The sequence below is a fragment of the Kitasatospora sp. NPDC094028 genome, assembly GCF_049543595.1.
Taxonomy (GTDB): domain Bacteria; phylum Actinomycetota; class Actinomycetes; order Streptomycetales; family Streptomycetaceae; genus Kitasatospora.
In genome coordinates, this window is record NZ_JBMVFA010000004.1 from 258189 (window position 1) to 282079 (window position 23891).

Annotated in this window: 20 protein-coding genes and 1 pseudogene; 12 read left to right on the top strand and 9 right to left on the bottom strand. The window is 72.3% G+C overall.

What is annotated here, in order from left to right; genetic code table 11:
* Entirely contained in the window at positions 1–678 is a 678-nt protein-coding gene (locus ACPC54_RS08980) for a hypothetical protein (protein WP_498962807.1), read from the bottom strand.
* 121 nt (positions 679–799) lie between these two features.
* Here ACPC54_RS08980 and ACPC54_RS08985 point away from each other — a divergent pair, with 121 nt between their 5' ends.
* Complete coding sequence (locus tag ACPC54_RS08985) at positions 800–1669, top strand: Fpg/Nei family DNA glycosylase (RefSeq protein WP_498962809.1); 870 nt, start codon at positions 800–802, stop codon at positions 1667–1669.
* A gap of 26 nt (positions 1670–1695) precedes the next feature.
* Here ACPC54_RS08985 and ACPC54_RS08990 read toward each other — a convergent pair whose 3' ends face one another.
* Positions 1696–2556 carry an SAM-dependent methyltransferase gene (locus ACPC54_RS08990; RefSeq protein ID WP_498962811.1) on the bottom strand — a complete coding sequence of 287 codons (861 nt, stop codon included), beginning with the start codon at positions 2554–2556 and terminating at the stop codon, positions 1696–1698.
* A 184-nt stretch (positions 2557–2740) separates the two neighbouring features.
* Here ACPC54_RS08990 and ACPC54_RS08995 point away from each other — a divergent pair, with 184 nt between their 5' ends.
* The 4 genes from ACPC54_RS08995 (at position 2741) to ACPC54_RS09010 (ending at position 6939) form a co-directional block, all read left to right on the top strand.
* The gene (locus ACPC54_RS08995; protein WP_498962813.1) at positions 2741–3685 is read left to right on the top strand and encodes a polysaccharide deacetylase family protein; all 945 of its coding nucleotides are present in this window, start codon (positions 2741–2743) and stop codon (positions 3683–3685) included.
* A 166-nt stretch (positions 3686–3851) separates the two neighbouring features.
* A complete protein-coding gene (locus ACPC54_RS09000) occupies positions 3852–4178 on the top strand; it encodes a hypothetical protein (protein ID WP_498962815.1) in 327 nt (108 codons plus the stop codon).
* A gap of 130 nt (positions 4179–4308) precedes the next feature.
* Positions 4309–5181 (top strand): sulfurtransferase, encoded by an 873-nt coding sequence (locus ACPC54_RS09005; RefSeq protein WP_498962817.1) that lies wholly within the window; start codon positions 4309–4311, stop codon positions 5179–5181.
* Between the two features lie 222 nt (positions 5182–5403).
* Entirely contained in the window at positions 5404–6939 is a 1536-nt protein-coding gene (locus ACPC54_RS09010) for a M1 family metallopeptidase (RefSeq protein ID WP_498962819.1), read from the top strand.
* A gap of 92 nt (positions 6940–7031) precedes the next feature.
* Here the strand turns inward: ACPC54_RS09010 and ACPC54_RS09015 are convergent, their stop codons facing one another.
* On the bottom strand, positions 7032–7265 hold the full coding sequence (locus ACPC54_RS09015; protein WP_498962821.1) for a hypothetical protein: 234 nt from the start codon (positions 7263–7265) through the stop codon (positions 7032–7034).
* Between the two features lie 591 nt (positions 7266–7856).
* Here ACPC54_RS09015 and ACPC54_RS09020 point away from each other — a divergent pair.
* Positions 7857–9179, top strand: coding sequence for an MFS transporter (locus ACPC54_RS09020; protein ID WP_498962823.1), 1323 nt, complete (start codon positions 7857–7859; stop codon positions 9177–9179).
* A 28-nt stretch (positions 9180–9207) separates the two neighbouring features.
* Here ACPC54_RS09020 and ACPC54_RS09025 read toward each other — a convergent pair whose 3' ends face one another.
* Positions 9208–10023, bottom strand: coding sequence for a DUF4389 domain-containing protein (locus tag ACPC54_RS09025; protein WP_498962825.1), 816 nt, complete (start codon positions 10021–10023; stop codon positions 9208–9210).
* 221 nt (positions 10024–10244) lie between these two features.
* On the opposite strand from ACPC54_RS09025, the gene ACPC54_RS09030 reads away from it, so the two are divergent.
* On the top strand, positions 10245–12374 hold the full coding sequence (locus ACPC54_RS09030; RefSeq protein WP_498962827.1) for a transglycosylase domain-containing protein: 2130 nt from the start codon (positions 10245–10247) through the stop codon (positions 12372–12374).
* A gap of 69 nt (positions 12375–12443) precedes the next feature.
* Here the strand turns inward: ACPC54_RS09030 and ACPC54_RS09035 are convergent, their stop codons facing one another.
* The gene (locus ACPC54_RS09035; RefSeq protein WP_498963208.1) at positions 12444–13655 is read right to left on the bottom strand and encodes a polysaccharide deacetylase family protein; all 1212 of its coding nucleotides are present in this window, start codon (positions 13653–13655) and stop codon (positions 12444–12446) included.
* Positions 13656–13935: 280 nt separating this feature from the next.
* On the bottom strand, positions 13936–14748 hold the full coding sequence (locus ACPC54_RS09040; protein ID WP_498962829.1) for a class I SAM-dependent methyltransferase: 813 nt from the start codon (positions 14746–14748) through the stop codon (positions 13936–13938).
* 210 nt (positions 14749–14958) lie between these two features.
* Here ACPC54_RS09040 and ACPC54_RS09045 point away from each other — a divergent pair, with 210 nt between their 5' ends.
* Positions 14959–15417, top strand: a complete 459-nt coding sequence (locus ACPC54_RS09045; protein ID WP_498963210.1) for a DinB family protein — start codon at positions 14959–14961, stop codon at positions 15415–15417.
* A 353-nt stretch (positions 15418–15770) separates the two neighbouring features.
* Here the strand turns inward: ACPC54_RS09045 and ACPC54_RS09050 are convergent, their stop codons facing one another.
* A complete protein-coding gene (locus ACPC54_RS09050; protein WP_498962831.1) occupies positions 15771–16985 on the bottom strand; it encodes a hypothetical protein in 1215 nt (404 codons plus the stop codon).
* Between the two features lie 36 nt (positions 16986–17021).
* The gene (locus ACPC54_RS09055; RefSeq protein ID WP_498962833.1) at positions 17022–18308 is read right to left on the bottom strand and encodes a helix-turn-helix domain-containing protein; all 1287 of its coding nucleotides are present in this window, start codon (positions 18306–18308) and stop codon (positions 17022–17024) included.
* Positions 18309–18882: 574 nt separating this feature from the next.
* On the opposite strand from ACPC54_RS09055, the gene ACPC54_RS09060 reads away from it, so the two are divergent.
* The 4 genes from ACPC54_RS09060 (at position 18883) to cyaB (ending at position 23361) form a co-directional block, all read left to right on the top strand.
* Positions 18883–19413 carry an ATP-binding protein gene (locus ACPC54_RS09060; RefSeq protein ID WP_498962835.1) on the top strand — a complete coding sequence of 177 codons (531 nt, stop codon included), beginning with the start codon at positions 18883–18885 and terminating at the stop codon, positions 19411–19413.
* 133 nt (positions 19414–19546) lie between these two features.
* Entirely contained in the window at positions 19547–21694 is a 2148-nt protein-coding gene (locus ACPC54_RS09065; RefSeq protein ID WP_498963212.1) for a B12-binding domain-containing radical SAM protein, read from the top strand.
* A 12-nt stretch (positions 21695–21706) separates the two neighbouring features.
* Positions 21707–22798 carry an aldo/keto reductase gene (locus ACPC54_RS09070; RefSeq protein ID WP_498962837.1) on the top strand — a complete coding sequence of 364 codons (1092 nt, stop codon included), beginning with the start codon at positions 21707–21709 and terminating at the stop codon, positions 22796–22798.
* Entirely contained in the window at positions 22795–23361 is a 567-nt protein-coding gene (cyaB, locus tag ACPC54_RS09075; protein WP_498962839.1) for a class IV adenylate cyclase, read from the top strand. The genes ACPC54_RS09070 and cyaB overlap by 4 nt, the downstream gene beginning before the upstream one ends.
* Before the next feature lie 114 nt (positions 23362–23475).
* Here cyaB and ACPC54_RS09080 read toward each other — a convergent pair.
* Positions 23476–23802, bottom strand: a pseudogene (locus ACPC54_RS09080) (transposase domain-containing protein); the annotation flags it as partial.
* Positions 23803–23891 lie beyond the last annotated feature (89 nt).

Here is a 23891-nt window from a genome sequence, read left to right on the forward strand (position 1 = left end):
TCAGGCGGCCAGGGCGAACACCGGCGGACCGCGCCGGACGGCCGGACGGACGACGGCGTCCTCGGCGGGGACCAGCACCCGGCTGGCGCGCGGGAACGGCACCCGGGCCACCGGACGGTCCGGGACGGGCGCGGCGAGCAGCCGCAGCCAGCGGGCGGCCGCCGGCAGGTGCCGGTGCAGGAACGCGCCCAGCGTCCGCACGGCCCGGGCCAGCCCGGTCAGCGCGGCGTCCGCGCGGCGCAGCGCGTAGGCACCGGCCAGGGCGAGCACGGTGTGCAGCAGCAGGAGCAGCAGAGCGCCGACCGGTGCGGAAAGGCCGTGACCGAGCAGGAAGCCGCCGAGCGAGCCGCCGCCGCACAGCAGCGGCCGGAAGCCGTGGACGGCCTCGGGCGGCAGCGTGGGGCAGCTGGCCTGCGCGTAGTCGAACAGCGCGCCCGTACCCAGCTCCAGCGGCAGGAACACCGCCGCGACGGCCGGGTAGCCGCGCTCGCGGCCGGCCAGGGCGAACGCCGCCGCGAAGACGGCGAGCGCGGCCGGGACCAGCGTGCCGAGCGGCAGCGCCCGGCCGGTGACCAGCACCTGGCCGAGCCCGGCGAGCAGCACGAGCAGCGCGGCGAAGACCGCCGCGCGCAGCGTCCTGGTGACCGGGCCGATGTCCATGGCGGTCGAGTCTGCCACAGGTTGAAACCGAAACGGTCTTCCGGACGGTCCGCTGTGAAGAGCCTCACCACCCGCGCTGAGCTGGGCTTATCCGCCCTTTACGGGTGCGGCCGCGGCGGCACGGGGGCAGACTGGGCGCATGCCGGAGCTGCCCGAGGTGGAGGCGCTGAGCGCCTTCCTGTCCGAACGGCTGACCGGGCGCGTGATCGCCCGGGTGCAGCCGGTGGCGATCAGTGCCCTGAAGACCTACGACCCGCCGGTGACCGCGCTGGAGGGGCGCACCGTCGGCCGGGTGACCAGGCGCGGCAAGTTCCTGGACATCGAGGCTGGCGGGCTGCACCTGGTGGTGCACCTGGCCCGGGCCGGCTGGCTGCGCTGGAAGGACGCCCTGCCCGCCGAGCCGCCGCGCCCGAGCCCGCGGAACCCGCTGGCGCTGCGGCTGCGCCTGGAGGGCGAGGAGGGCGCGGGCTTCGACCTCACCGAGGCGGGGACGAAGAAGGGCCTCGCGGTCCACGTGGTGCACGACCCGGCCGAGGTGCCCGGGGTGGCCCGGCTCGGCCCGGACCCGCTGGACCCGGCCCTCACCCTGGAGGCCTTCGCCGCCCTGCTCGCGGGCGAGCGGCGCCGGATCAAGGGCGTGCTGCGGGACCAGAGCGTGCTGGCGGGCGTGGGCAACGCCTACTCCGACGAGGTGCTGCACGCGGCCCGGATGTCGCCGTACAAGACGGCCGCGAGCCTGACGCCGGAGGAGACGGCGCGGCTGTACACCGCGCTCGGCAGCACGCTGCGCGACGCGGTGGAGCGCTCGCGCGGGCTGGCGGCGGGGGAGCTGAAGGCGGAGAAGAAGCTCGGGATGCGGGTGCACGGCCGCACCGGGCTGCCGTGCCCGGTCTGCGGGGACACCGTGCGGGAGGTGTCCTTCGCGGACTCCTCGCTGCAGTACTGCCCGACCTGCCAGACCGGCGGCAAGCCGCTCGCGGACCGGCGGATGTCGCGGCTGCTGAAGTAGCGCGCGGCCGCCGGTCCGCGGTCGGCTCAGCGCTTGATCGCGACGCCGCCCCAGTAGTAGGCGGCCTCCGGGTCGGCCGGCGGCTCGCCGTCCGGGCGCCAGGCCAGTACCGGGGACAGGCCCGGGTCGACCAGTTCCCAGCCGTCGAAGAAGCGCAGCACCTCGTCGTGGCTGCGCGGCACCAGCGTCATCCCGCCGGCCCGGGCGGCCGCGGCGACCCTGCCGACCGCCTCCGGGTCGAAGTCCTGGGTGGGCGTGGTCAGCGCCAGGCAGCTGCCGGCCGGCAGGGCGTCGCGCAGTGCGGCGACCCGCCCCCACGGGTCGTCCTCGTCGGCGATCAGCATCAGGACGGCGATCATCAGCAGGCCGACCGGCCGGGTGAGGTCCAGGGTCGAGGTGAGCGCAGGGTCGGCGAACAGCTTCTCGGGCTCGCGCAGGTCGGCGTGGATGTAGGTGGTGCGGCTGCGCGGGCTGGAGACCATCAGGGCGCGGGCGTGGGCGAGCACGATCGGGTCGTTGTCGACGTAGACGACCCGGGTGCCGGGGCTGACCGATTCGGCGATCTCGTGGGTGTTCGGCGAGGTGGGGATGCCGGTGCCGAGGTCGAGGAACTGGCGGATGCCGTGCTCCCGGGCGAGGTGGCGGACGGCCCGGCCCTGGAAGGCGCGGTTGGCTTTGGCCATCTCCCGGACGCTCGGCACGGCCTCCTCGATGGCCTCGGCCATGGCGCGGTCCGGCGGGAAGTTGGTCTTGCCGCCCAGCCAGTGGTCGTAGACGCGGGCCGAGTGCGGGGCGCTGGTGTCGACGCCGAAGCGTTCCCACGCGCTCGGTTCGACGGCTTCCTCGTCCTGCGGGGCCTGGTGGGGGAAGTCCTGACCTGTCGTCATGGCCGCGTCCTCTGATGGCTCATCATCACACTGGGGAGTGCAGCGTAGCGGGGGCCGGCGGGAAGCCCGGGTTCCGGTCGCGGAGCATCGGGGGAGATCCGCCGGTTGGTCCGTCGGAGTGGTGATCGGGCCTGTCGGGGTCACCGCCGGTCAGGGGCGGCGGCGGGTGGGGGAAGTATCAAGAATGCTGTCTGATCGTCAGATTACTTCGCGAAGATTGCTGCTGGTCGCGGCCGGGATGTCGCTTGTCGGTGCGGCCGCCGGCTGCCGGAACCCCTTCGGCGGCGGTGGTGACGGCACCGGGGCCGCCGCCCCGCCCAGCCCGGAGGCCGCGGCGGCCGGCGCGGTCGGCGCCGTGCCGGCGGGCTCGCCCTCGCAGTGGGCCGGGCCGTCCGGCTCGCCGCCCCCGGGCTCGCCGGGCGCGACCCCCTCCCCGGCCCCGCCCTCCGGGGCCGCGACGCCGTCCCCCTCCGCGACGCCGCCCCCCTCCGCCGCGCCGTCCGTGGAGCCCGTCCACAAGGTGCTCAGCGCGGCGGAGAACAAGCCGGTGTACGAGCTGGACGCGGAGCGCCGGGTGGTGGCGCTGACCCTGGACGACGGCCCGGACCCGCGGCACACCCCGACCGTGCTGGCGCTGCTCCAGCAGTACGGCATCCGGGCGACCTTCTTCCTGGTCGGCGAGAACGCCGCCGAACACCCGGCCCTGGTGCGGGAGATCGCCGACCGCGGCCACCACATCGCCAACCACACCTGGACCCACCCGGACCTGCGGCACCTGTCCGAGGGCAAGGTGCGGGACGAGCTGGAGCGCACCTCCGACCTGCTGCACCGCACCACCGGGCGGCTGCCCACCTGGTTCCGGGCGCCCGGCGGCGACTGGTCCCCGGTGTCGCTCAAGGTGGCCGCCGACCTCGGGCTGCGGAACATGGGCTGGTCGGTGGACCCGCGCGACTGGGCCCGGCCGGGCACCTCGGTGATCACCGACCGGGTCCTCAAGGACGTCCGCCCCGGCGCGATCGTGCTCAACCACGACGGCGGCGGGGACCGCTCGCAGACGGTGGCGGCGCTGAAGGCGTACCTGCCGGTGCTGATCGACTCGGGGTACTACTTCACGGCGCCGCCGAACTGAGAGCCCCGATTCCGCCGGTACCCGCGGCGGTCGGGTACCGGCTTTGATGTTCAAACCACCCGATCGGGTGGATCGGGAGAACCGTTTCTGCGGATTTTCGGCCTCTAGGGTGATCTCGCACCAATTCACCAGGTACCACCGGGTACCACCTGAAAGGCCCTCACCCATGCGTCTTCGCAATGCCCTTGTCGCCGCCGCCAGCGCCGTCGCCCTCGTCGTCGCCGTCCCGACCTCGGCCAACGCGGCCGTCGGCGACTTCCTCTACAAGGTCGGCCCGGGTGTCCCGGCCGGGATCGCCGACCCGGAGAGCGGCAAGTGCATCAACCTGTTCGGGGCGACCGAGAAGGACCCGGCCTTCGCGCCGGAGAACTTCACCAGCTCCACGGCCACGGTCTTCCTCGACTTCGACTGCAACGGCGACACCTTCTACGTGATGAACCCCGGCAAGCGGCTCGGCGACCGGCTGAAGCTGCGCTCTGTCGTCTTCTCCTGACCGGAGGGGACTTTGGGGTGGCCCGGGCCGGACGGTCGGCGTACGTTCGAACTGTCCGGCCCGGTCGCCGGCGCCCCGCCGTGCCCGTCATCGGGCGCCGCCGCCCGGGCAGAGCCGAAGGAGGCCTGGGATGACCGGCAACGGCTACGCGCACCCCGAGGCGCTGGTGGGCACCGAGTGGCTGGCCCACCACCTGGACGACGGGACGATCCGGGTCGTCGAGGTGGACGAGGACACCACGGCCTACGACCGGGACCACATCCCCGGCGCGGTCGGCTGGGACTGGAACGCCGACCTGCACAGCCGGGTCGGGCGCGACTACGCGGACCGCGACGGCGTCCAGCACCTGCTGCGGGCGGCCGGGGTGGAGGACGACACGACCGTCGTGCTGTACGGCGGGAACAACAACTGGTTCGCCGCTTACGCCTACTGGCTGCTGCGGCTGCGCGGCTTCGGGCCGGTGCGGCTGCTGGACGGCGGGCGCAAGAAGTGGGAGCTGGAGGGGCGGGAGCTCACCCAGGAGGTGATGGACTACCAGCACACCTCCTACCGGCTGACCGGGCCCGAGCGCCCGGAGCTGCGGGCGATGCGCGACGAGGTGCTGGCCAAGGCGGAGGTGTTCGCCAAGCCCGGCGCCGACTCGGTGCTGGTGGACGTCCGCTCGCCGGCCGAGTTCCGGGGCGAACTGATCGCCCCGCCGCACCTGCCGCAGGAGCAGGCCCAGGTGCCCGGGCACATCCCCGGCGCGATCAACGTCCCCTGGTCGCAGGCGGCCCGGGACGACGGCTCGTTCCGCCCGGCCGAGGAACTGCGGGCGCTGTACGGCGGCAAGGGCGTCGAGCCGGAGCGCGAGGTGATCGCGTACTGCCGGATCGGCGAGCGGTCGGCGCACACCTGGTTCGCGCTGACCGAGCTGCTCGGCTACCCGCACGTCAAGAACTACGACGGCTCGTGGACGGAGTACGGCTCGCTGGTGCGGGCGCCGGTCGCGCTGGGGGCCTGAGCAGGGATCGGGCGGGGCCGGGGCGGGGCCCGGGCCGGGGCCTGCGCGACCCGAGTGACGTGAACGGACGCGTGGGGGCGGTGAAGGCCGTGCGGCGGCGCGATTTCGGCCTGTTTCTTATCATGAACATCTCATAATTCGAGAGTGGTTCGGGTCTCACCGGGACATGGATCGATCCAGCATCGCTCCAACCCCTCGTTCCGGTGATCCTGGAGGACCACGTTGCGCAAGAGACTGATCGTCTCCGCCGCTGCCGCCGCCCTGAGCCTGCTGCTGGCCGTCCCCGCCTCGGCGGCCGACTTCCAACCCGGCGCCGCCGGGGTCGGCGACCCGTACTACCCGACCTACGGCAACGGCGGCTACCGCGTCTCCCACTACGACATCCGGCTGAAGTACCAGCCCGCCACCGACGAGCTGGAGGGCACCACCACCATCCTCGCCACGGCGACCCAGGACCTCTCCCGGTTCAACCTCGACTTCGCGCTCAACGTCTCCGAGGTCCGGGTCAACGGCCGGCCCGCCGCCTTCGCCACCAGCGGCGAGCAGGAGCTGGAGGTCACCCCGGCCCGGCCGCTCGCCAAGGGCGCCCAGGCCACCGTGGTGGTCCGCTACAAGGGCGTGCCGTCCACCGTGAAGAGGTACGGCTTCACCGCCTGGCTGCGCACCCCGGACGGCGCGGTGGCGGCCGGCGAGCCCGAGTCGGCCTGGTGGTGGTTCCCCAGCAACGACCACCCGAGCGACAAGGCCACCTTCGACGTCTCGGTGCTGGTGCCGGACGGCAACCAGGTGATCAGCAACGGCGTGCTGACCGGCACCAGCTCCCAGGCCGGCTGGACCCGCTACAGCTGGCGCGAGAACAAGCCGCAGGCCACCTATCTGGCCACGCTCGCGGTCGGCAAGTTCGACGTCACCACCGACACCACGCCGAGCGGCCTGCCGGTCTACAACGCGTACAGCAAGGACCTCGGCGACAACGCCGACGCGGCGAAGGCCAGCGTCGAGCGCACCGGCGAGCTGGTCGACTGGCTGAGCGGCATCTTCGGCGACTACCCGTTCAGCTCGGTCGGCGGCTACGTGCCCAACGTCCCCACCGGCTTCGCCCTGGAGACCCAGACCCGGGTCTTCTACAGCCCCCGGCAGTTCGCCAAGGGCGCCAACACCTCGGTGGTCGTCCACGAGCTCGCCCACCAGTGGTACGGCGACAGCGTCTCGCTCTCCCGCTGGAGCGACATCTGGCTGAACGAGGGCTTCGCCCGGTACGCGCAGTTCCTCTGGTCCGAGCACGAGAACGAGGGCACCGCGCAGGAGCTCGCGGACTACGTCTACGCCTCGCACCCGGCCTCCGACCCGTTCTGGACCGTCAAGCCGGGCGACCCGGGGCCGGACAACCAGTTCGCCGGGGCCGTGTACGACCGGGGCGCGGTGGCCATCCAGGCGCTGCGCGACAAGGTCGGGGACGACGCGTTCTTCCGGATCCTCAAGGGCTGGCCGACCGAGCGCAAGTACGGCAACGCGACCATCCCGGAGTTCCAGGCGTACGCGGAGAAGGTGTCCGGGCAGCAGCTCGGCGACCTCTTCACCACCTGGCTGTTCACCGCCTCGAAGCCGGCCGCCGGGTCGGCGGGCGCGCCCGCCGCGGCCTCGCTGGCACCCGGGGCGGCCGGCGCCTCCGGTGCGGACGGCGGGCAGGCGGTCGTGGAGCCGAAGTCGTGGAAGAAGATCCAGGAGACCAACTCGGTGCACGACGAGGCGCATTGACCCCCGAGGGATCGACGGCCCGGCCGCCCGCGCGCTCCTGACCGCGCGGGCGGCCGGGCTGTCCGTCGTCCGGCTGTCCGTCGTCCGGTCGTTCAGCTGTTCGGCGTGCGGTCCTCGGTCAGGATCAACTCCTCGACGCCGTACAGGAACCGGGCCATCTCGGGGCGGGGGAGTACGGCGGGGTCGGCCGTCATCGCCAGGCTCAGCGCCCCGGCGGAGTGCAGCGCGTCCAGGGCGTAGCTGAGGCCGGGGCGCGGCTCGAACTCGACCGGCCGGCCGAGGGTGCTCGGCCCGCCCGCCGGCTCCGGGCCGCCGGCGGGGAGCACCTGGCGGACGTCGTTGAAGACGCAGGACCGGTCGGCGAGCGGGACGCCCTCGGCCGTCAGCCGTTCGATCTCGGTCGCGAGCGCGAGCCGGTCGTAGTAGGCGTGCCGGTAGGCGCCGATCGCGGTGGCGTGGCGAGTCGTGCAGGTGGAGCAGCCGGGCCAGGGCGTCCAGCAGGGCGGGCAGTGGCAGGCCGGGGTCGAGCGGGGCGGCGGCGGTGAGGTTGTAGCGCGGCGCGTCGGCCGGGTCGAGGCGGCGGACGGTGTCCCAGAAGGCCCGTTGGCCCCAGGTGGCCGGGCCGGAGCCGGAGCGGCCGGACGAGAAGGGGATCTCCAGCAGTTGACGGTGCGTCACCGGTGGCTCTCCAGTGCGGCGGTGGGGGATCGATGCGTCGTGCCGGTGCGTGGGGAGCGCGGGTGCTGCGGGTGCTGCGGATTCTGCCGGGGAGAGTGTGGCGCACCGGTGGCGCGGGAGTCGAGGGGTGAAAACGGGGGTTCCGCAAGTCTCTCGACATGAAGTATCTTGACGTCGAGATTGATGTTCGAGGAACAAGTCCGCGGCGCGAGCTCGCGGAACGACCAGGGGGAACGGCCATGCGGGACAACGGGCTGATCGCACAGCTGAGGAGGCCGCCGGGCGGGCGGGACGCGCGCATGATGCTGTTCGCCCAGGGCGTCGACCGGACCGGCACCGGCGTCTGGGCAGCCGCCTCGGTGCTCTACTTCACCTTCGTCTGCGGGCTCGACGAGAAGCAGCTCGGCCTGCTGCTCGGCGTCGCGGCGGTCGCCGGGATCGCCGGCTCGCCGCTGGCCGGGCGGGCCGCCGAGCGCTTCCCGGTGCGCGGCCTGCTCATCGCCAGCCATCTGCTGCGGCTGGGCACGATGGGCCTGATGCTGGTCGTCCACGACTTCGTCACCCTGCTGCCCGTCGTCGCCGTCACCTGCCTCGCCGAGCGCTCCGCCAAGACCCTGGAGATGCTGTTCGCCACCCGGGTCGCGGGCGAGCAGCGCGGCACCTACCAGGCGCTGTTCCGCAGCATCGCCAACGCCGGCTACGGGCTCGGCGCCGGGATCTCGGCGATCGGCCTGGCGTTCGGCACCACTACCGCCTACCAGGTGCTGATCCTCGGCAACGCGCTCTCCTACCTGCTCGCCGCCGAACTCGTCCGGCGCACCCGGGAGCCCGCCGGGCGCGGCCTGGTGGTGGCGGCCCCCGCCGACGCCGGGCAGGCGACGGCCGCCGCGAACCGCAGCCCCTGGCGCGACCGCGGCTACCTGCTGTTCGTCCTGATGGACATGCCGCTGAGCCTGGACGACTCGGTCCTCAACGTCGGCCTGCCGGTCTGGCTGGTCCACCACACCGGGGCGCCGCACGCCGTCGTGCCGGTCTTCCTGGTGCTGAACACGGTGCTCGTCGTCGCGCTCCAGCTGCGCGTCTCCGCCTGGGCGGACGGCCCGCGCGGGGCCGCCGCGGCGGTCCGCTGGTACGGGTTCACCCTGCTCGCGAGCTGCGGGCTGATCGCGCTCGCCACCGGCGGCGGCGCCTGGACGGCCTCGATCGCACTGCTGGCCGCCGCGATGCTCGTCACCCTGGCCGAGCTGATGCGCTCGGTCACCTCCTGGGAGCTGGCCGTCAGCCTCGCCCCGGCGGGCGCCGGCGCCTCCTACCTGGGCGTGGCCGGGATGTCCCAGTCGGTGCAGAGGGCGGCCGGGCCGCTGCTGCTGACCGGTGCGGTGATGGCCGCCGGCCCGGTCGGCTGGCTCGCCCTCGGCGGCGCGGCCAGCGGCCTCGGGCTGCTCCAGCGCCGGGCCAGCCTGCGCCGGCTCGACGCCCTGGACGCGGCCGCCCGCCGGGCCGCCCGCCCGGCCGGGGAGCCGGAGCGGGCGGACGGGGGCGGGGTGCCGGTCGCCGGGTAGCGGGGGCGGGGCCGCCGGCCCCCGGGGCTCAGGAGCGGTCGGCCGGGCCCGGTACCAGCGGCCCCACGACGTGCCGGGCCGGGCCGACACCGTTGTCGTTGTCGTCGTCCGAGTTCACCGACGTGGTGACCGAACTCGTCGTCCAGGAGACCACGCCGAGGATCACGAAGACGACCAGCAGCCCGCGCCCGGCACCGCTCAGCACCAGCGGACGGGTCGCCGACACCGGGCCCTGCGGCTCGCTGCCCGGCTCCTCGCCGAACAGCCGCTTCGGGTAGGCCGAGGACAGCATCACCAGGTAGGCGGTGAAGCGCAGCCGGTAGCGCAGGATCGCCGTCGTCGCCTCGTAGAGCGGCTGCGGCATCCGGCCGAGCACCAGCACCACCAGCCAGCTGACGAACGCCACCAGCCACCACCCCGCGTTCACCAGGCCCTGCACGATCGCGGCCGGGATCACCAGGACGATGCGGAACAGGACGGCCAGCCGGTTCAGCTCCCCGGGCCGCAGCTCGACCTGCACCGGGTACTCGGGCGCGTGGAAGCGGAACGGCGGGTAGCGGTCCACGGTGAGCATCAGGTACGCGGTGACCCGGGTCTCGTACGGCACGTACGCGGTCAGGTAGTCCGCCACCAGGCTCGGCAGCCGGCCGAGCAGCAGGGCGCCGAACCAGCCGACGACGGTGACGAAGAACGCCACCACCGACAGCACCCACACCACCACGAACTGGGGGACCAGCAGCAGCGCGCGCAGCAGCACCGTCCAGCGGTTCTGCGGGCCGGGCGCCGGCATGTCCAGCACCGGGAGCCACTCACGGCTGACGGGGGCGGGGGGAGCCTGCCACATCCGGGCCTCCACGGTCTCGGGGCGCCGCGCCGGCGCGAGGGCGGCGCGGCGGGGCGACTGCTGGACGACGGGACCCGGCGGTCGGGCGCGGCCGGGTGCCCTCCGAAGATCGCAGCACCGCGCCCGCCCCGCGCGCCGCGCTGCGCCGGACGGGTCATCCGTCCGGTGACGCGGCACCCGACCGATGCGGCGTCACCCGGGTTCCCCGATCGGCTGTGAGCATGATCACCCCGCGCCGTGCCTGTCCAAGCGCCGAGCCACCGCATCTATCCGTTCAGGGGGGATTGTCTGCCCGCGAGCGGAACGGAGAGCGGACTGTGCGTGCCGACCAAGGCGACGGGGCCGAGGGCGAGAAGGAGCAGGCGCGCCGGCGCCCGCGGCGGTGGATCGACTACCCGCGCAGAGGCCGGCGCGGGGTCCGGCGCTGGCTCCCGTCCTGGCGCCAGCTGCTCCTGGCGGCCGGGGCCGGGGCGGCGGCGCTGACCGGCTGGCTGGCCTGGTTCTACGCGACCACCGACGTCCCGGACGACCTCAACGCCTTCGCCACCCAGCAGAACAACGTCTACTTCTGGGCGGACGGCACCGAGATGGCGCGGGTCGGCCAGATCAACCGCCAGGAGGTCCCGCTCGGCCAGGTGCCGGAGCCGGTGCAGTGGGCGGTGCTCGCCGCCGAGAACGAGACCTTCTACTCGGACCCGGGAATCTCCTTCTCCGGCATCGGCCGCGCCGTCTACCAGATGGCCGCGGGCGGCGACACCCAGGGCGGCTCGACCATCACCCAGCAGTACGTCAAGAACATCTACCTGAACCAGCGGCAGACCATGTCGCGCAAGCTCAGCGAGATGGTCATCGCGATGAAGCTCGACGAGCGGATGAGCAAGCAGGACATCCTGGCCGGCTACCTGAACACCAGCTGGTTCGGGCGCGGCAGTTACGGCATCGAGCGGGCCGCGGCGGCGTACTACGGCAAGGACGTCTCGGAGCTCAACCCCAGCGAAGGCGCCTTCCTGGCCGCCCTGTTGAAGGGCGCCGGGCAGTTCGACCCGGCGCTCAGCCCGGAGAACCACGAGCGGGCCGAGGAGCGGTGGGCCTGGATCCTCGACCGGATGGTGAAGACCGGCAGGCTCTCCGCCACCGAGCGCGCCACCTACACGGTGTTCCCCGAGCCCAGGCCCCAGCCGAAGTCGGCCGGGCTGAGCGGGCAGGTCGGGTACCTGGTGGACATGGCCAGGAACTACGTGGAGAGCCACAGCGACGTCACCGCGGCCCAGTTCGACCTCGGCGGCTACCAGGTCTTCACCACCTTCGAGAAGCCGAGGGTGACCGCCCTCGCCGCCGCGGTGCAGGACGCCACCAAGGGGATCGACCCCGACCACCGGGAGGCCGACAAGCTCCTGCGGGTCGGCGCCGCCTCCGTCGCCCTCGACGGGAGGATGGTCGCGCTCTACGGCGGCCCCGACTACCTCAAACAGGGCTTCGACAACGCCAACACCTCGACCGTGCCGCTCGGTTCGGCCTTCACCCCGCTGGTGTACGCCGCCGGGCTCGGCCAGGGCGTCCAGCGTCAGCGGGGCGGCAACCGGACCGCAGTGCTGCCCACCACCACCTACGACGGCGACAACGGCGTCAACGTGATGACCCCGGAAGGGCCGTACTGGGGGCGGGACGGGAAGATCGTGAAGACCGTCAACGACGGGAAGCGGGACTGGGGCCGGGTCACCTTGCGGAGCGCGGTCGAGCAGTCCGTCAACGGGCCGATGATGCAACTCGCCATGGACGTCGGCCTGGACCAGGTGCAGAAGACCGCCGCCGACCTCGGCCTGGCGCCCGCCAGCATGGGCGAACTGGTGCCGGCCTTCGGGACCGGCAACTCCACCCCGAGCGCGATCCGGGCCGCCGACGCCTACGCCGCCTTCGCCGCGGGCGGCAGCCGGACGGACCCGTACTCGGTCCTGCGGATCACCCGCGGCGGCGCGCCGGTCGACCTGCGGCTGCCGACCGCCGTCCGGGCTCTGACCCCCGCCGTCGCCGCGGACGTGGACGCGGCGCTCAAGGGCGCGGTGCGCACCGGGAGCGCCGCCGCGGTGGCCGAGGCCGGCCCGGACCTGGCCGCGAAGCCCGGCACCACCCCGGACCGCCGGGCGGGCTGGATGGTCGGCTACAACGGGCAGGTGTCCACGGCGGTCACCGTCTTCCGGGCGGACCTGAAGGACATGAAGCTGCTCCCGCTGGAGGGCGTCGGCGGCGCCGCCCCGGAGACGCCGGACTCCGCGCTGCCCGGCCGGATCTGGACCTCGTACATGAAGACGGCGGGCGGGCCGGGCGGGCCGCGCGGCGCGGAGCAGCGGTAGGGGTGGGCGGTCGGGCCGGAGACGGGCCAGGCGCCCGGTGGGCCCGGACCGTCTCCGGCCCCCGCGCGCTCAGTTGACCAGGCGCGACCAGTCGGCCGGCTGCCCCGGGTCCAGCCCGCGCAGCCTGTCGAGCACCTTCGGGTCCTGGGCGTCCAGCCAGTCGGCGACCTGCCGGAAGGAGGCGCAGCGGACGCCCTCCCGCCGGCAGACGCTCTTCATCACGTCCTCGACGGCCTGCATGTAGATGCCGCCGTTCCAGTCCTCGAAGTGGTTCCCGATGAACAGCGGGGCCCGGCTGCCGTAGTAGACCCGCTCGAAGCCGGCCAGGTAGCTCTCCCGGGCCTCCTTCTCCCAGGCGGCGTACTTCTTCGGATCACCCTTGACGCTGCTCCCGGACTGGCCGGCCAGGAAGTTGAAGTCCATCGACAGGCCCTGGGTCTCCTTGGCGGGGAAGGGCAGCAGCTGCAGCGGGAAGTTCCACATGCCCTCCTTCCTGACCGGCCAGACCTGGAACTCGCCCGGCGAGCTGGCGTCGTACCGGAATCCGGTCGCCTTCTCGGCCGGGAGCAGCGCCTTCTGGCCCTCCAGGCAGGGGGCGCGGCCGCCGACCAGCTCCTTGGTGTAGTCGAAGGGCAGCGGCGGGAGGTCCTTGAAGCCGGTGTTGGTCTTCCAGTTGGTGACGAAGGAGACCGCCTGGTCGAGCTCGCTCTTCCACTCCTCGGTGCTCCAGTCGCCGCCGCCCTTGGCGTTGCAGAAGTGCCCGTTGAAGTGGGTGCCGATCTCGTTGCCGTCCTGCCAGGCGAGGCGCAGCTGCTCCAGGGTGTCCTTGATGTGGGCGTCGGTGGCGAAGTCGATGGAGGCCTCGCCGGCCCGGTGCTGCGGCGGGCGGTAGAGCGAGGCCTTGGACTTGGGCAGGGTGTAGAGGCCGCTCAGGAAGAACGTCATCTGGGCGTTGTTCTCCGCGCCGAGCTTGCGGAAGCGCGAGAACAGGTGGTCGTCGCCCTCCAGGGCGCCGTCCCAGGAGAACACCACGAACTGCGGCGGCTTCTCGCCGGGTTTCAGCTTTTCGGGCTTGGGCTGCTTGGGCTGCGGGCCGGTGAAGGAGGTGGATCCGTCGCCGAGCACCTTGACCTGGCCGTCCCAGGTCGGCGTCGGTGCCGGTGTGGGGAGCGGGGCGGTGGTGGTGGGCGGCGGGGTGGCGCCCGGCCCGGTGGCGGCGTCCGCGGGTGCGGGGTCGGCGGCGGCCGGTCTGCCCTGCGAGGGGGTGTCTCCCGTGGCCATGGTGGCGGTCGCGACGACACCTATGGTCAGCAGAACGGCCACGCCTCGAACGGTCCGCACAGTCCCTCCGGTCCCCGATGATCCTTATGGTGCGATCATCAGAACACTTTCGACCGGTTTGTGTCGAGGTGAGTCCATATCCGACCGGTGGGCGAACGGCCGTGTCGCACACTCTGTTTGATGCGGTGACACCTTGTGGAGGTTGCACGGGAAGTCGGACCGGTCGACTTCCCGTGCGGAGGCGGCAGCGGGGGCGGAGGCGGCGGGCGGCGGGGCGGGGTCAGCGGCGGGTGGCGGTGAGGAGCTGGTAGTCGAGGAGGCCGTCGCGCCAGGCGGGGAGGAAGTTGCGGGACCAGTGGGCGGTGGGGACGGTGTCGGCGAGGTAGCGGTCGAAGCCTGGCCAGACGTCCGAGCCGATGGATTCGGAGTCGACGGCGGCGAATCCGGCGGCGGTCAGGTCGGCGGCGAAGCCGTCGAGGGAGTGCGGGACGTCGAGGCCGTCGGCGAAGCTGGCGAGCAGGATCTTGAGCCGCTCGGCGACCTCGGGGCCGGCGGCGGCGAAGAAGGTGGTGACGACCAGCCGGCCGCCGGGGCGCAGGACGCGGGCGGCCTCGCGGGCGAAGCCGGACAGCTCGCGGAAGTGCTGGGCGGCCTCGACCGAGTAGACGCCGTCCAAGGAGGCGTCGGGGAACGGGAGTTCGTCGGCCGAACCGAGGGTGTAGGCGAGCCGGTCCGGGTAGCTGGCGAGGGCACGGGCGTTCACGGCGCGGGCGCGCTCGATCTGGTCGGGGTGGATGTCGATCCCGGTGACGGAGGCGAAGCGGAACTCGCGCAGCGCGAGGGCGGCGCCCAGTCCGCGGCCGCAGCCGACCTCGGCCAGCCGCAGCTGCTCGCGCGGTTCGGGGAAGGCCCGTAGCGTCCGCCGGTACAACTGCTCCTGGCTGTGCACCCGGTCCTCCTGGGTGGGTGCGGTGAGGTCGATCCCCCGCCAGTCGCCGAAGTTGATGAAGCCGCCGGCGAACGACGGTGCTGCCGACAGGTCGTCCGTGCCGTAGGTGCGGCGTACGGTCGGCGGGATGTGGTTGTGGTCCATGGGGCGTCGGGTCTCCGTACTCGGTCGGCGCCCGTCCCTCGGGCGCGCCGGGGTACGTACCCAAACTGGTACCGGCTCGAACACGGAACGTGACGGCCTGGTGGTGTGCGGAAGAGATTCGTGCCGGGGCGGCCCGGTCCGCTACCGTCCGGAGCCGTGAACACTCCCGACGACCGCCCCGTCCCGCCGCTGATCGGCGGCGAGCGCGAGATGCTGCGCGGCTTCCTCGACTTCCACCGCGCCACGCTCGCCGTGAAGTGCGCCGGCCTGACCGACGACCAGCTGCGGCAGCGCTCCAGCCCGCCGTCCACCCTCACCCTGCTCGGCCTCGTCCGGCACATGGCCGAGGTGGAGCGCACCTGGTTCCGCCGGGTCATCAACGGCGAGGACCTGCCGCTGGTCTGGTCCGGGGACGGCGACTACGAGGCGGCCTTCGACCTCACCGAGGCCACTCCCTCCGCGGCCTTCGCCGCCTGGCAGACCGAGGCCGAGCACTCGCGCCGCATCGAGCGCGAGGCACCGTCTCTCGACGTCACCGGACACCAGCCGCGCTGGGACGCCGACGTCTCCCTGCGCCTGGTCATGCTGCACCTCATCCACGAATACGCCCGCCACAACGGCCACGCCGACCTCCTGCGCGAGGCCATCGACGGCACCGTGGGGGCGTAGCGGGGGGACGCGGCAGTCGGCGCGGCGTACACCCGCGATCCATCCGCGGCGTTGAGCAGTCCACCGCCGTTCCCCACCATCCACCCCCCACCCGCCTGCCGGCGGGTGCCCGCCCCGGCCCTGGCCGTGTGCCGCCCGGCCGGGCGGCACACGGCGCCCACTGTCGGCCAACTTTCCCCCGAACGAGATGCGGACAGGGCTGTTGAGCGTTGAACGCCTGGTAGCCCCACGTCTCGTAGAGCCGCTGGACTTTGCCGTCCCCGGCGAGCGGGTTGACGAGAAGGGTGACACGGCTCTCAACGCGGCGGCGCAGCAGGTCGTCGTGGGTCAGCTGCTGATTGGGGGCCGCCGGTTCAAGCCCCGAGCGGGCTGGCAGCTCCGCTCAGGATCACCTCGCGGTGCTGCCACGCCAGCTGGAGCAGTGCCGCCCCGGCCGGCTGCATCGGCTCGCGACAGGTCAAGCGCTCGACTTGCTCGGCCGTAAAGGGGATCCCCACGGCCTGCCCGGTGCCGTCTTCGAACTGCACCCGGTGGCCTTCGTCGTTGGTGGAGACGATCCGCGCGAAGGTCGCGTCGAACAGCTCGGCGTCGAACACGGCGACGGTCAGCATGTCGGTGACGAGCGTGAGCGGGTCCATGCCCAGCCCCAGCCAGTACACCCGTAGGGTTCCGGCTGATCGGGCTGCACTCAGGGCCTGGTTGAACGGCCAGGCCTCGTAGTCGATGGGGACGGTGTCGCTGCCGTAGTCCTCGCTGCTGCCGAGCAGTTCCTCGCTCAGCTCGCGGGCGATGGCCCGCCACAGGTCGAAGTCGTTGGCCTCATTCCACGATGCATCGTGGGAGGCCTGGAACATCCCCACCGGCATGACCTGGAAGAGCCCGCCGCCACTCGCGACCTTGGCGGGGTCCCGCCAGTGCAGGACGAACTCGGCCGAGCCGGTCTGTCGGTCGTAGCGGATGGCCAGCGTGCTGACGGCGGCCATGACCGGCCGGCGATCGAGGTCAGTCGGGTCGCCGATGGCCGCCCGAAACGGCGTGGCGCCCGGGTCCGTCACCGGCTGGCCCGGCGCGGCCAGGGCGGCGGCAGCGTACTCGTGAGCTGCGGCCTCACAGACGTTGATGACGTCGAAGTAGTGGCCGCGGCCGAAGGTCAGCGTCGGCTCGGTCGCGTCTTCGGCCACCTCCAGCAACCGGTAGCAGCCTCGGTTCTCGAACAGCCGCGGCTTGGCCAGGTCACGGACAGCGTCGGAGTAGAACGTGTACGGGGTGCCGTCGTCCCGCCGGGCACGGGTGACGTCCAGCTCGGCGCCACTGCCGTCGATCGGGGCCAGAGGCGTCTGCTCCTGCCACCGCAACCTGACCTGCTCCAGAGGTACGGGCGTCTCGGGAATCCAGTGCTTGCGTGCCAACACCCGTCCACCAGGGGCGAACGCATGGGGAGGCCGGCCAGCCATGGCCGTCTGGGTCAGCTCGAACCGACTGCGGTTCAAGTAGTCCCGGACCTGTCGCCACGCGGCCTGACTCGCCTCCGGCGTGATGGCCGGTTCCGGCTGAGGGGTGGTGGACACTGTGCTCCTTCGAGGGTATGGCGGCCTGCCGGCGACCTACGAGCCGAGCAGCAAGTCGCGGTGCTTCCAGGCCAAAGCCAAGCATGCCGCGCCGGGCGGGGCCATGGGTTCGCTCGTCAGGAACCGGGTGATGTTCTGTTCGGTGAACGGGATCCCGGCGGTGGTGTCTTGACCGTTCCAGCGGGTGACCGTCACGCCTTCGGCGTTGGTCCGCACCACCTCGCCGAACAGCTCGTCGAAGACAGAGTCGGCGATGACGACGGCGCTGGGGATGGTGGCGGCCAGCGTCAGGGCGTCGCAGCCAACGCCGAAACAGTACGCCCGCAAGTGCCCGGTGGAGCGGGCCCGGTGGAGCGCCCGGTACAACGGCCAGCGCTCGTAGTCCAGCGGCCGGCTGCTGGAGCCGTCATACTCCGGCGCGCCCAGGAGCTCCTCGTTGAGCTCGCGAACGATGTTGCGCCACAGGTCGAAGTCGGGGCCGGCGGGGTCACCCATGACGGTGCTGGGTTGGAACTCCCCGGCGGGGATGGTGTCATACAAACCCCCGGCGGTCGCAACCTTCTCCGGATCTCGCCAGTGGAGCAGGAAGGTGGCCTCGCCGGACGGCCGGACGCGCAGCAGCAGCGTGGTGATGGCTGGCACCACGGCCCGCAGTTCCAGATCGAACGGGTCGTTGATCAGCCGGCGCAGCGGAAGCGCGCCCCAACCCACCGCCGGGTCAGCTCGCTGGGCGGCCGCCGCGAACTCGTGCCCAAGGGCTTCGGAGACGTCGAGTTTGTCGAAGTAGGTAGCCAGGCCGAAGGACAGTTCCCCGTTGCCGGCTGCCGTCCAGTCGATGCCGGTCAGCCGGTAACTGGGGCGGTTCTCGAACAGGGACGGCGCGTCGATGTAGCGCACGGCCTGGGTGTAGCGATCGAAGGAGCGGCCGGACGCGCGCAGCGGCAAGGCCTGGCCGGCCTCGGGCTCGCTGCCGTCGACCAGCGGGAGCTTGGGGCTGCCCGTCCACGTCAGTCGAACGTGGTCAAGCAGCACCGGCTCGGGCGGCCACCACGAGGCGGTGGTCAGCAGCGGGGCGCTCGCCAGACGCGCGTCTGCCGGGTAGAGCTGGCTCGCGGTGGCGGCCAGCCGAGCACGGTGGCTGTTGAGGTAGCGGCGGGTAGTGCGCCAGTCCTCCTGACTGCGGTGCACGTCGGGTGCAACGGCCAGCCGTTCATCGTCGACCGCCCGTGGCTCCACCCGCGGCGCGGGCACGGCCTCCGGCAGGCTGAACCACAACCGCGCGGCCGGCACCCCGAGAACACGGGCGTAGTGGACCAGGCTCACCAGGTCAGTCACCGGTGGCCCCGTCTCAATGCGACTGATCTGCGCTTGAGTTAGGCCCAGCCACTGACCGAGCAGGCTCTGGGGGACGCCTCGCGGACCATGACGCCCTGTGTGGTCCGGATGGGCACGGTACTGACGCAACACGCGTCCCATGTGGCGGGCGGCGAAGGCGACACGCAGAGGCTCGGTGTTCCAGAACTCGGCCGTCACAACGGGTGGTTGGGGAGCGGGGGATGATCGGCCCAGGGCCTGGCAGGGCGAGCACAGCCGCCCCGGGTGATCGGCAGCAAGCCGGGCTCCGCACCGGTGGCACTGCTGTCCCGCTGCTGTGTTCGCCGTCGCCATTGTCGGCCGCCCGATCCCCGCCATGCCGGTCCCGAATCGCTCTTGACCAGCAGTATATGGACCGTTGCGGACCGTGCCCGTCGATCTATGCATCCCGCGTATATGCAGCACCTCTTTTCGGCATGGCCCGGCTCGGACGCCGCGCCCACACTGGTCTTCGCTCACCGCGGACGTGGTCGCGATGCCGCGGTGAGCTCAGCACCCTCCTGCCGTCTCAGAGAGGCACCCTGTGCCCACGTCAGTCAGCTCCGAATTCAGCCAGCTCGCGCTGGCCGACACCCCCAACGCCGTGCCGTGGGCCCGGCGGCATGTGGTTGACGTGCTCCGCCGCTGGCGGGTGCCCGCCGATCACATCGATACCGCCGAGCTGCTGGTGTCGGAGCTGACCTCCAACGCCGTGCGCCACTCGGGGCAGGGACAGGATCGGTCGCCGTACTCCCAGCAGGCCGAGGTGCAGAGCATCACGGTCACGCTCCAGCGGGGCCCGTCCCGGCTGCTGCTGCTCGTCCACGACTACGACCGCCGGCCGCCGGTCCTCAAGATGGTCGGCGACGATGCCGAGAGCGGGCGCGGCATCTTCCTGGTTGCGGCCATGAGCACCCGCTGGGGCCACTACTTCCCCCGGCTGGCGGACGGCAAGGTCGTCTGGGCCGAGTTGCTGCTGACGGCTCCGGCGGCGGAGCAACTGAATCCGCCCAAGCCGGACCAGGCGCCGCCACTGCTGGTGGCCCGAACCCTCGTCGGTCTACGGGGCCTGTAACGGCGGCGCTGGGGCTACCGCCCCCGCCTGATCTGCCCCCCTAACCGCACCAGCCCGGCCTCGCCGCCGGGCCGGCGAGCCAGCACGCCTTCGTTCCCACCAACCCAACCGAAGAAATGAGGCACCCGTGAGCATGTGCAGTGCCCGTCCCGCCTCGCTGGCAGCCGACCGGCTCCAGGAAGCCCTGCGGGCAGCCCTGGCCGATCCGCCGGCCACCTCCGCGGCTGAGATCGACCGGCTGCTGGTGGCGCCGCACGCGTTGCGGGCCTACCTCGACCAGCGCCTGGCCGGCCGGGCGGGGCGGATCCACCTCACCGGCACGCTGGACCGCCGCCTGGTCCTGATCGAACGGGCGGACGGCCGGTGGCTGGCGGCCGACTTGTCGGGGCAGGCCCACCACAGCCGGCGGTGGCCGGCCTGGACCCAGGGGCACTTCGAGCTGGAGGCGCCGGACAGCTGGTTGTCGCTGGCGACCATGGACGACTACGCCAGCGAACGGTTCAGCCGGCCCCGCCTGTTGCTGGCGGCCCTGTACCACCCGGAGTACTTCCCGCTGCCGCGGTTCCCGCTGGGCATCTCCGATCTGGCACGGGCCGCCCGGTCGACGCTCACGGGCGAGGTGATGCTGGCCGACATGCAGCTCGGCGTCACGCTGCCCGACCTGGTCCGGCGCCTCGGCCAGGAGCCGCCGGACATCCTCGGCATCTCGGCCACCTTCGGCCAGCACGACCTCATGACCGAGCTGTTGGACGCAGCCTTTGCCCTGCCGGAGCCGCCCCTGGTGGTGGCCGGCGGCAGCCTGACCGCCCGCAACGAACGGCTGCTGCTGGAGCAGTACCCGCAGCTGCTCATCGCCCGCGGGGCCGGCGAGGCGACGATCCAGCAGGTGCTGGCCTTCTGGCACGGCGACATCGACCGCGGGCAGATCCCCGGCTTGGGCTTCAACGGCACGGCCCGCGGCACGGGCACGCTGACCATCCAGCGGCACACGGCCAAGCCGGTCGCCGGCGCCCCCAGCGACATCCTGCCCGAACTCGACCTGCTGCCCGACACCTTCGCGCACCGCGGCGTTGCCCAGCTGGAAGCCTCCCGGGGCTGCACCAACTTTTGCTCCTTCTGTCCCCGGGGGCACAAGGGCCATTGGTCGGGAGCGGGACCGGACGCCTTCCCCCGGATCTTGAGCGAGATGGGCCGGGTCTTCGACCAGCACCCCGACATCTCGCGCACGCTCTACCTGGTGGATGAGGAGTTCATCGGGCGGGGCGAGGACGCGGTCCCCCGCGCGCTGGAGATGGCCGGCACCTTGCACCAGGCCGGCTTCAAGTGGGAGACGAGCTGCCGCATCGACCAGGTGACCCGGCCCGACCGCAACCGCGCTTGGCACATGGAGCGGGCCGCCCTGTGGCGCGGCCTGGTCGAGCGGGGGCTACGCCGCTGCCTGTTCGGCGTCGAGTCGGGCGTCGACTCGATCCTGGAGCGGTTCAACAAGGAGACGGGGGCCGAGCAGAACGCCCTGGCCATCCGCACCCTGTCCGCTCTGGGGGTACCGACCCGGTTCACCTACATCACCTTCGACCAGCTGATGACGTTCGAGGAGCTGAAGGCGACGTACGCCTTCCAGGGGCGCACCGACCTGCTACTGAAACCCCAACCGGACCTGCCGGTCGAGGCGATTGTGGCTGGCGTCCAGGACCCGGCCTGGGTGGCCGCTCGCACCACCGGCCGGCCGTTCCACTCGGGCATCTCCTACATGCTCGTCTCGATGGAGTGCCTGATCGGGGCGGCCTACACCAAGCGTGCCCAGGCCGCCGGCCTGACGGGCGATGCCCGGCCCTCCATGGGCCGAGTGGACGCCGAATTCGCTGACTGGCGCATCGGTGTGGCCAGCGAGCTGGCGCAGGAGTGGGTGGACCGTAACTTCGCCCTGGACTACACGTTCAAGTCGCTGGAGAAGATCCTGGACGGCCAGCCGCGCCAGGTCGTCCGAGCCGCCCGAGTGGTGCTCAAGGACGCCGCCTACACCGTCTTCGGCCACATGATCCGGGCCATTGAGGAGACGCCGCTGGCCGCGGTCGACCGGACGGCGACGTTGGGTGCGCAGCTGCGCCGGATGTTGGACACCGAGCTGGCCGCGCTGACCGAGCGCATGGCGGGTGTGGTGGTCGAGGTCAGCCGGGCGCTGCCGGCCGATCACTGGCAGGTGCTGGCCCGCGAGCACGGCCGGTGGGCCGAGGCCGGCGAGTGGCGGTTGATCAACGCCGCCGCCCCGTGCGGCACGTGAAGGGGGACCCCAATGGAGCGACGACTGCTGCCGGGGCTGAACCGCACGGTGTCGGCCCTCGGGGCCGGCTGCTGGACCATTGGCGGGCTGGCCACCAACCGGGGCGTGCCGATTGGCTGGGCCGGGGTGGATGAGGCCGAGGCCTTCGCAGGCCTGGTCCGGGCGCACGATCTGGGCGTCACCCTGTACGACACGGCCGACGTCTACGGTCTGGGCCGGTCGGAGCGGCTGGTCGGCCGGCTGCTGCGACAGGTCAACCGCAGCCGCCTGACGATCTCCAGCAAGGTGGGCTACTTCGCCGGCACGGCGGTCCACCCCTATCAGGCGGCTCAGATGCGCCGGCAACTGGTGACGAGCCTCGGCAACCTCGGCACGGACTACCTCGACCTGTACTGCCTGCACTCGGGCGACTTCGGGCCGGACGACCGCTACCTGGACGAGGCGGTGGACCTGGTCCAGCGGCTGCGGCGCGAGGGGCTGATCCGGGCCGTGGGGATGCGGGCGCCCCACGAGTTCGCCGCCGAGTGGGCCGCCGACCCCAGCCACCCGCGGGCGGCTGAGACTGCCCGCTTCCTGGCCCTGTTCGACCGCATCCAGCCGCATCTCCTCTCGGTTCGCTACAACCTGCTCAGCCCGGTGTGCGGGCCGGGCGAGACGGACATCTTCAGCTTTGCCCGCCAGCGCCGGGTCGGCCTGTTGCTCAAGCAGGTACTGGGCCAAGGCCTGCTCCTTGGCGCGTACGACCCGTTGGCCCCGCCCCGTTTCCCGCCGGGCGACCACCGCCACAACGACCCGCGGTTTTCGACCGGCGGCCTACGGGCCATCCAGTCGGGGCTGGAGGTGCTGCGGCAGCGCTTCGGCCCCAGCCAAGCTGATCTGACGCGGGTGGCCCTGCGGTACGCACTGGGACGAGACCCGAACGCGGCCGTCCTGGTGGGCTTTCGCACCGCCCAGCAGATCACGAGCAACCTCACCTGTTTGGGTGAGCCCTTGAGCCCGGACGACATTGGCTGGGTTCAGTCCGTCATGGCGTCCGTCCGGGGCATGCTGGCCCCGACCCATCCCACCAGCCCGATGGCGACTCGTCAGGAGCACGGCGCATGAAGTACATCGAGGTCGAGCAGAAGTTCCAGCTGCTGAGCTCGCCAGAGGATCTGAAGGCCACGCTGGCGGCCCGTGGGGCCAAGCGGGGCGAGGCCTCCCGCCAGGTCGACACCTACTACAACGCGCCCCACCGCGACTTCCTGGCGGGCGAGGTCATCTCGGAGTGGCTGCGGGTGCGGGTCGAGGACCAGGCGGCGTCGCTCAACTTCAAGCGGTGGTACCCGCTGGAGGAGCCGATCAAGACGCACTGCGACGAGTTCGAGTCGACGGTGGAGGACGCCGAGGCGGTCACTCGCCTCTTGGGGGCGCTCGACTTCACCCAGCTGACCACGGTCGACAAGGTGCGCGAGGAGTGGACGGTGGACGGCGTCGCGGTGGCCTTCGACTCCGTGGTCGGCCTCGGTGAGTTCATCGAGTTCGAGTTCAAGGGCGAGGCCGACACCGTCGAGGAGGCCACGGCCAAGATCGAGGGGTTCGTCGCCGGGCTGGGCATCCAGTTGGGCGAGCGCATCCACGCCGGCTACCCGCACCTGACGCTGGGGATCGCGCCGACCGCGGCCTGATCCGCAGTCCGAGGCGGGTCCATGCCCCACAGGCAACGGCCCCGCCTCGACAGCTGCGAGGAAGGGCAACCACCAGGTTCCGGCGGCCGGGCCGCGCAGCAGGTCGAACAGCCAGCGCAGCGGCTCGGTCCCCACTCGCTTGCGGGCCTGGGCGAAAGCGCCGCCGGTCAGGTCGGCGACCGGCAGGCCGTCCAGGCCGGCGGTCATCCGTTGCCATACCTGCCGCCAGCCCAGCCCGGGGAACAGGCACCCGGCCGGCAGCAGGTACACCACCACCCGCGACGGCAGGTCCCGGACCCGGGCCTGCACCCTGCCGGTCTGCGCCAGCGCCTCGTCGACCATCTCGAATGGGACAATCCGGGTCAACTCGCCGAGATGGCCGGGCGCGAACGCCCCAGCGGCAACCACAACCTCACGAGAGATGACAGGCTGGGCACCCACGGAGCTCCTAGCCGAACAGTGATCTTGGCCGACACGGTTCTAGCAGGGAGCTCCGTCCCTTTTCAGGCGACTTGACGAAGCCGCCCATC

Coding starts and splice junctions, on each gene's coding strand:
- ACPC54_RS09030 (WP_498962827.1), top strand. CDS start 10,245: ATGATCACCCCGCGCCGTGCCTGTCCAAGCGCCGAGCCACCGCATCTA.
- ACPC54_RS08990 (WP_498962811.1), bottom strand. CDS start 2,556: ATGACGACAGGTCAGGACTTCCCCCACCAGGCCCCGCAGGACGAGGAA.
- ACPC54_RS09000 (WP_498962815.1), top strand. CDS start 3,852: ATGCGTCTTCGCAATGCCCTTGTCGCCGCCGCCAGCGCCGTCGCCCTC.
- cyaB (WP_498962839.1), top strand. CDS start 22,795: ATGAAGTACATCGAGGTCGAGCAGAAGTTCCAGCTGCTGAGCTCGCCA.
- ACPC54_RS09035 (WP_498963208.1), bottom strand. CDS start 13,655: ATGGCCACGGGAGACACCCCCTCGCAGGGCAGACCGGCCGCCGCCGAC.
- ACPC54_RS09070 (WP_498962837.1), top strand. CDS start 21,707: ATGGAGCGACGACTGCTGCCGGGGCTGAACCGCACGGTGTCGGCCCTC.
- ACPC54_RS09005 (WP_498962817.1), top strand. CDS start 4,309: ATGACCGGCAACGGCTACGCGCACCCCGAGGCGCTGGTGGGCACCGAG.
- ACPC54_RS08995 (WP_498962813.1), top strand. CDS start 2,741: ATGCTGTCTGATCGTCAGATTACTTCGCGAAGATTGCTGCTGGTCGCG.
- ACPC54_RS08985 (WP_498962809.1), top strand. CDS start 800: ATGCCGGAGCTGCCCGAGGTGGAGGCGCTGAGCGCCTTCCTGTCCGAA.
- ACPC54_RS09045 (WP_498963210.1), top strand. CDS start 14,959: ATGCTGCGCGGCTTCCTCGACTTCCACCGCGCCACGCTCGCCGTGAAG.
- ACPC54_RS09065 (WP_498963212.1), top strand. CDS start 19,547: ATGTGCAGTGCCCGTCCCGCCTCGCTGGCAGCCGACCGGCTCCAGGAA.
- ACPC54_RS09025 (WP_498962825.1), bottom strand. CDS start 10,023: ATGTGGCAGGCTCCCCCCGCCCCCGTCAGCCGTGAGTGGCTCCCGGTG.
- ACPC54_RS09020 (WP_498962823.1), top strand. CDS start 7,857: ATGCGGGACAACGGGCTGATCGCACAGCTGAGGAGGCCGCCGGGCGGG.
- ACPC54_RS09040 (WP_498962829.1), bottom strand. CDS start 14,748: ATGGACCACAACCACATCCCGCCGACCGTACGCCGCACCTACGGCACG.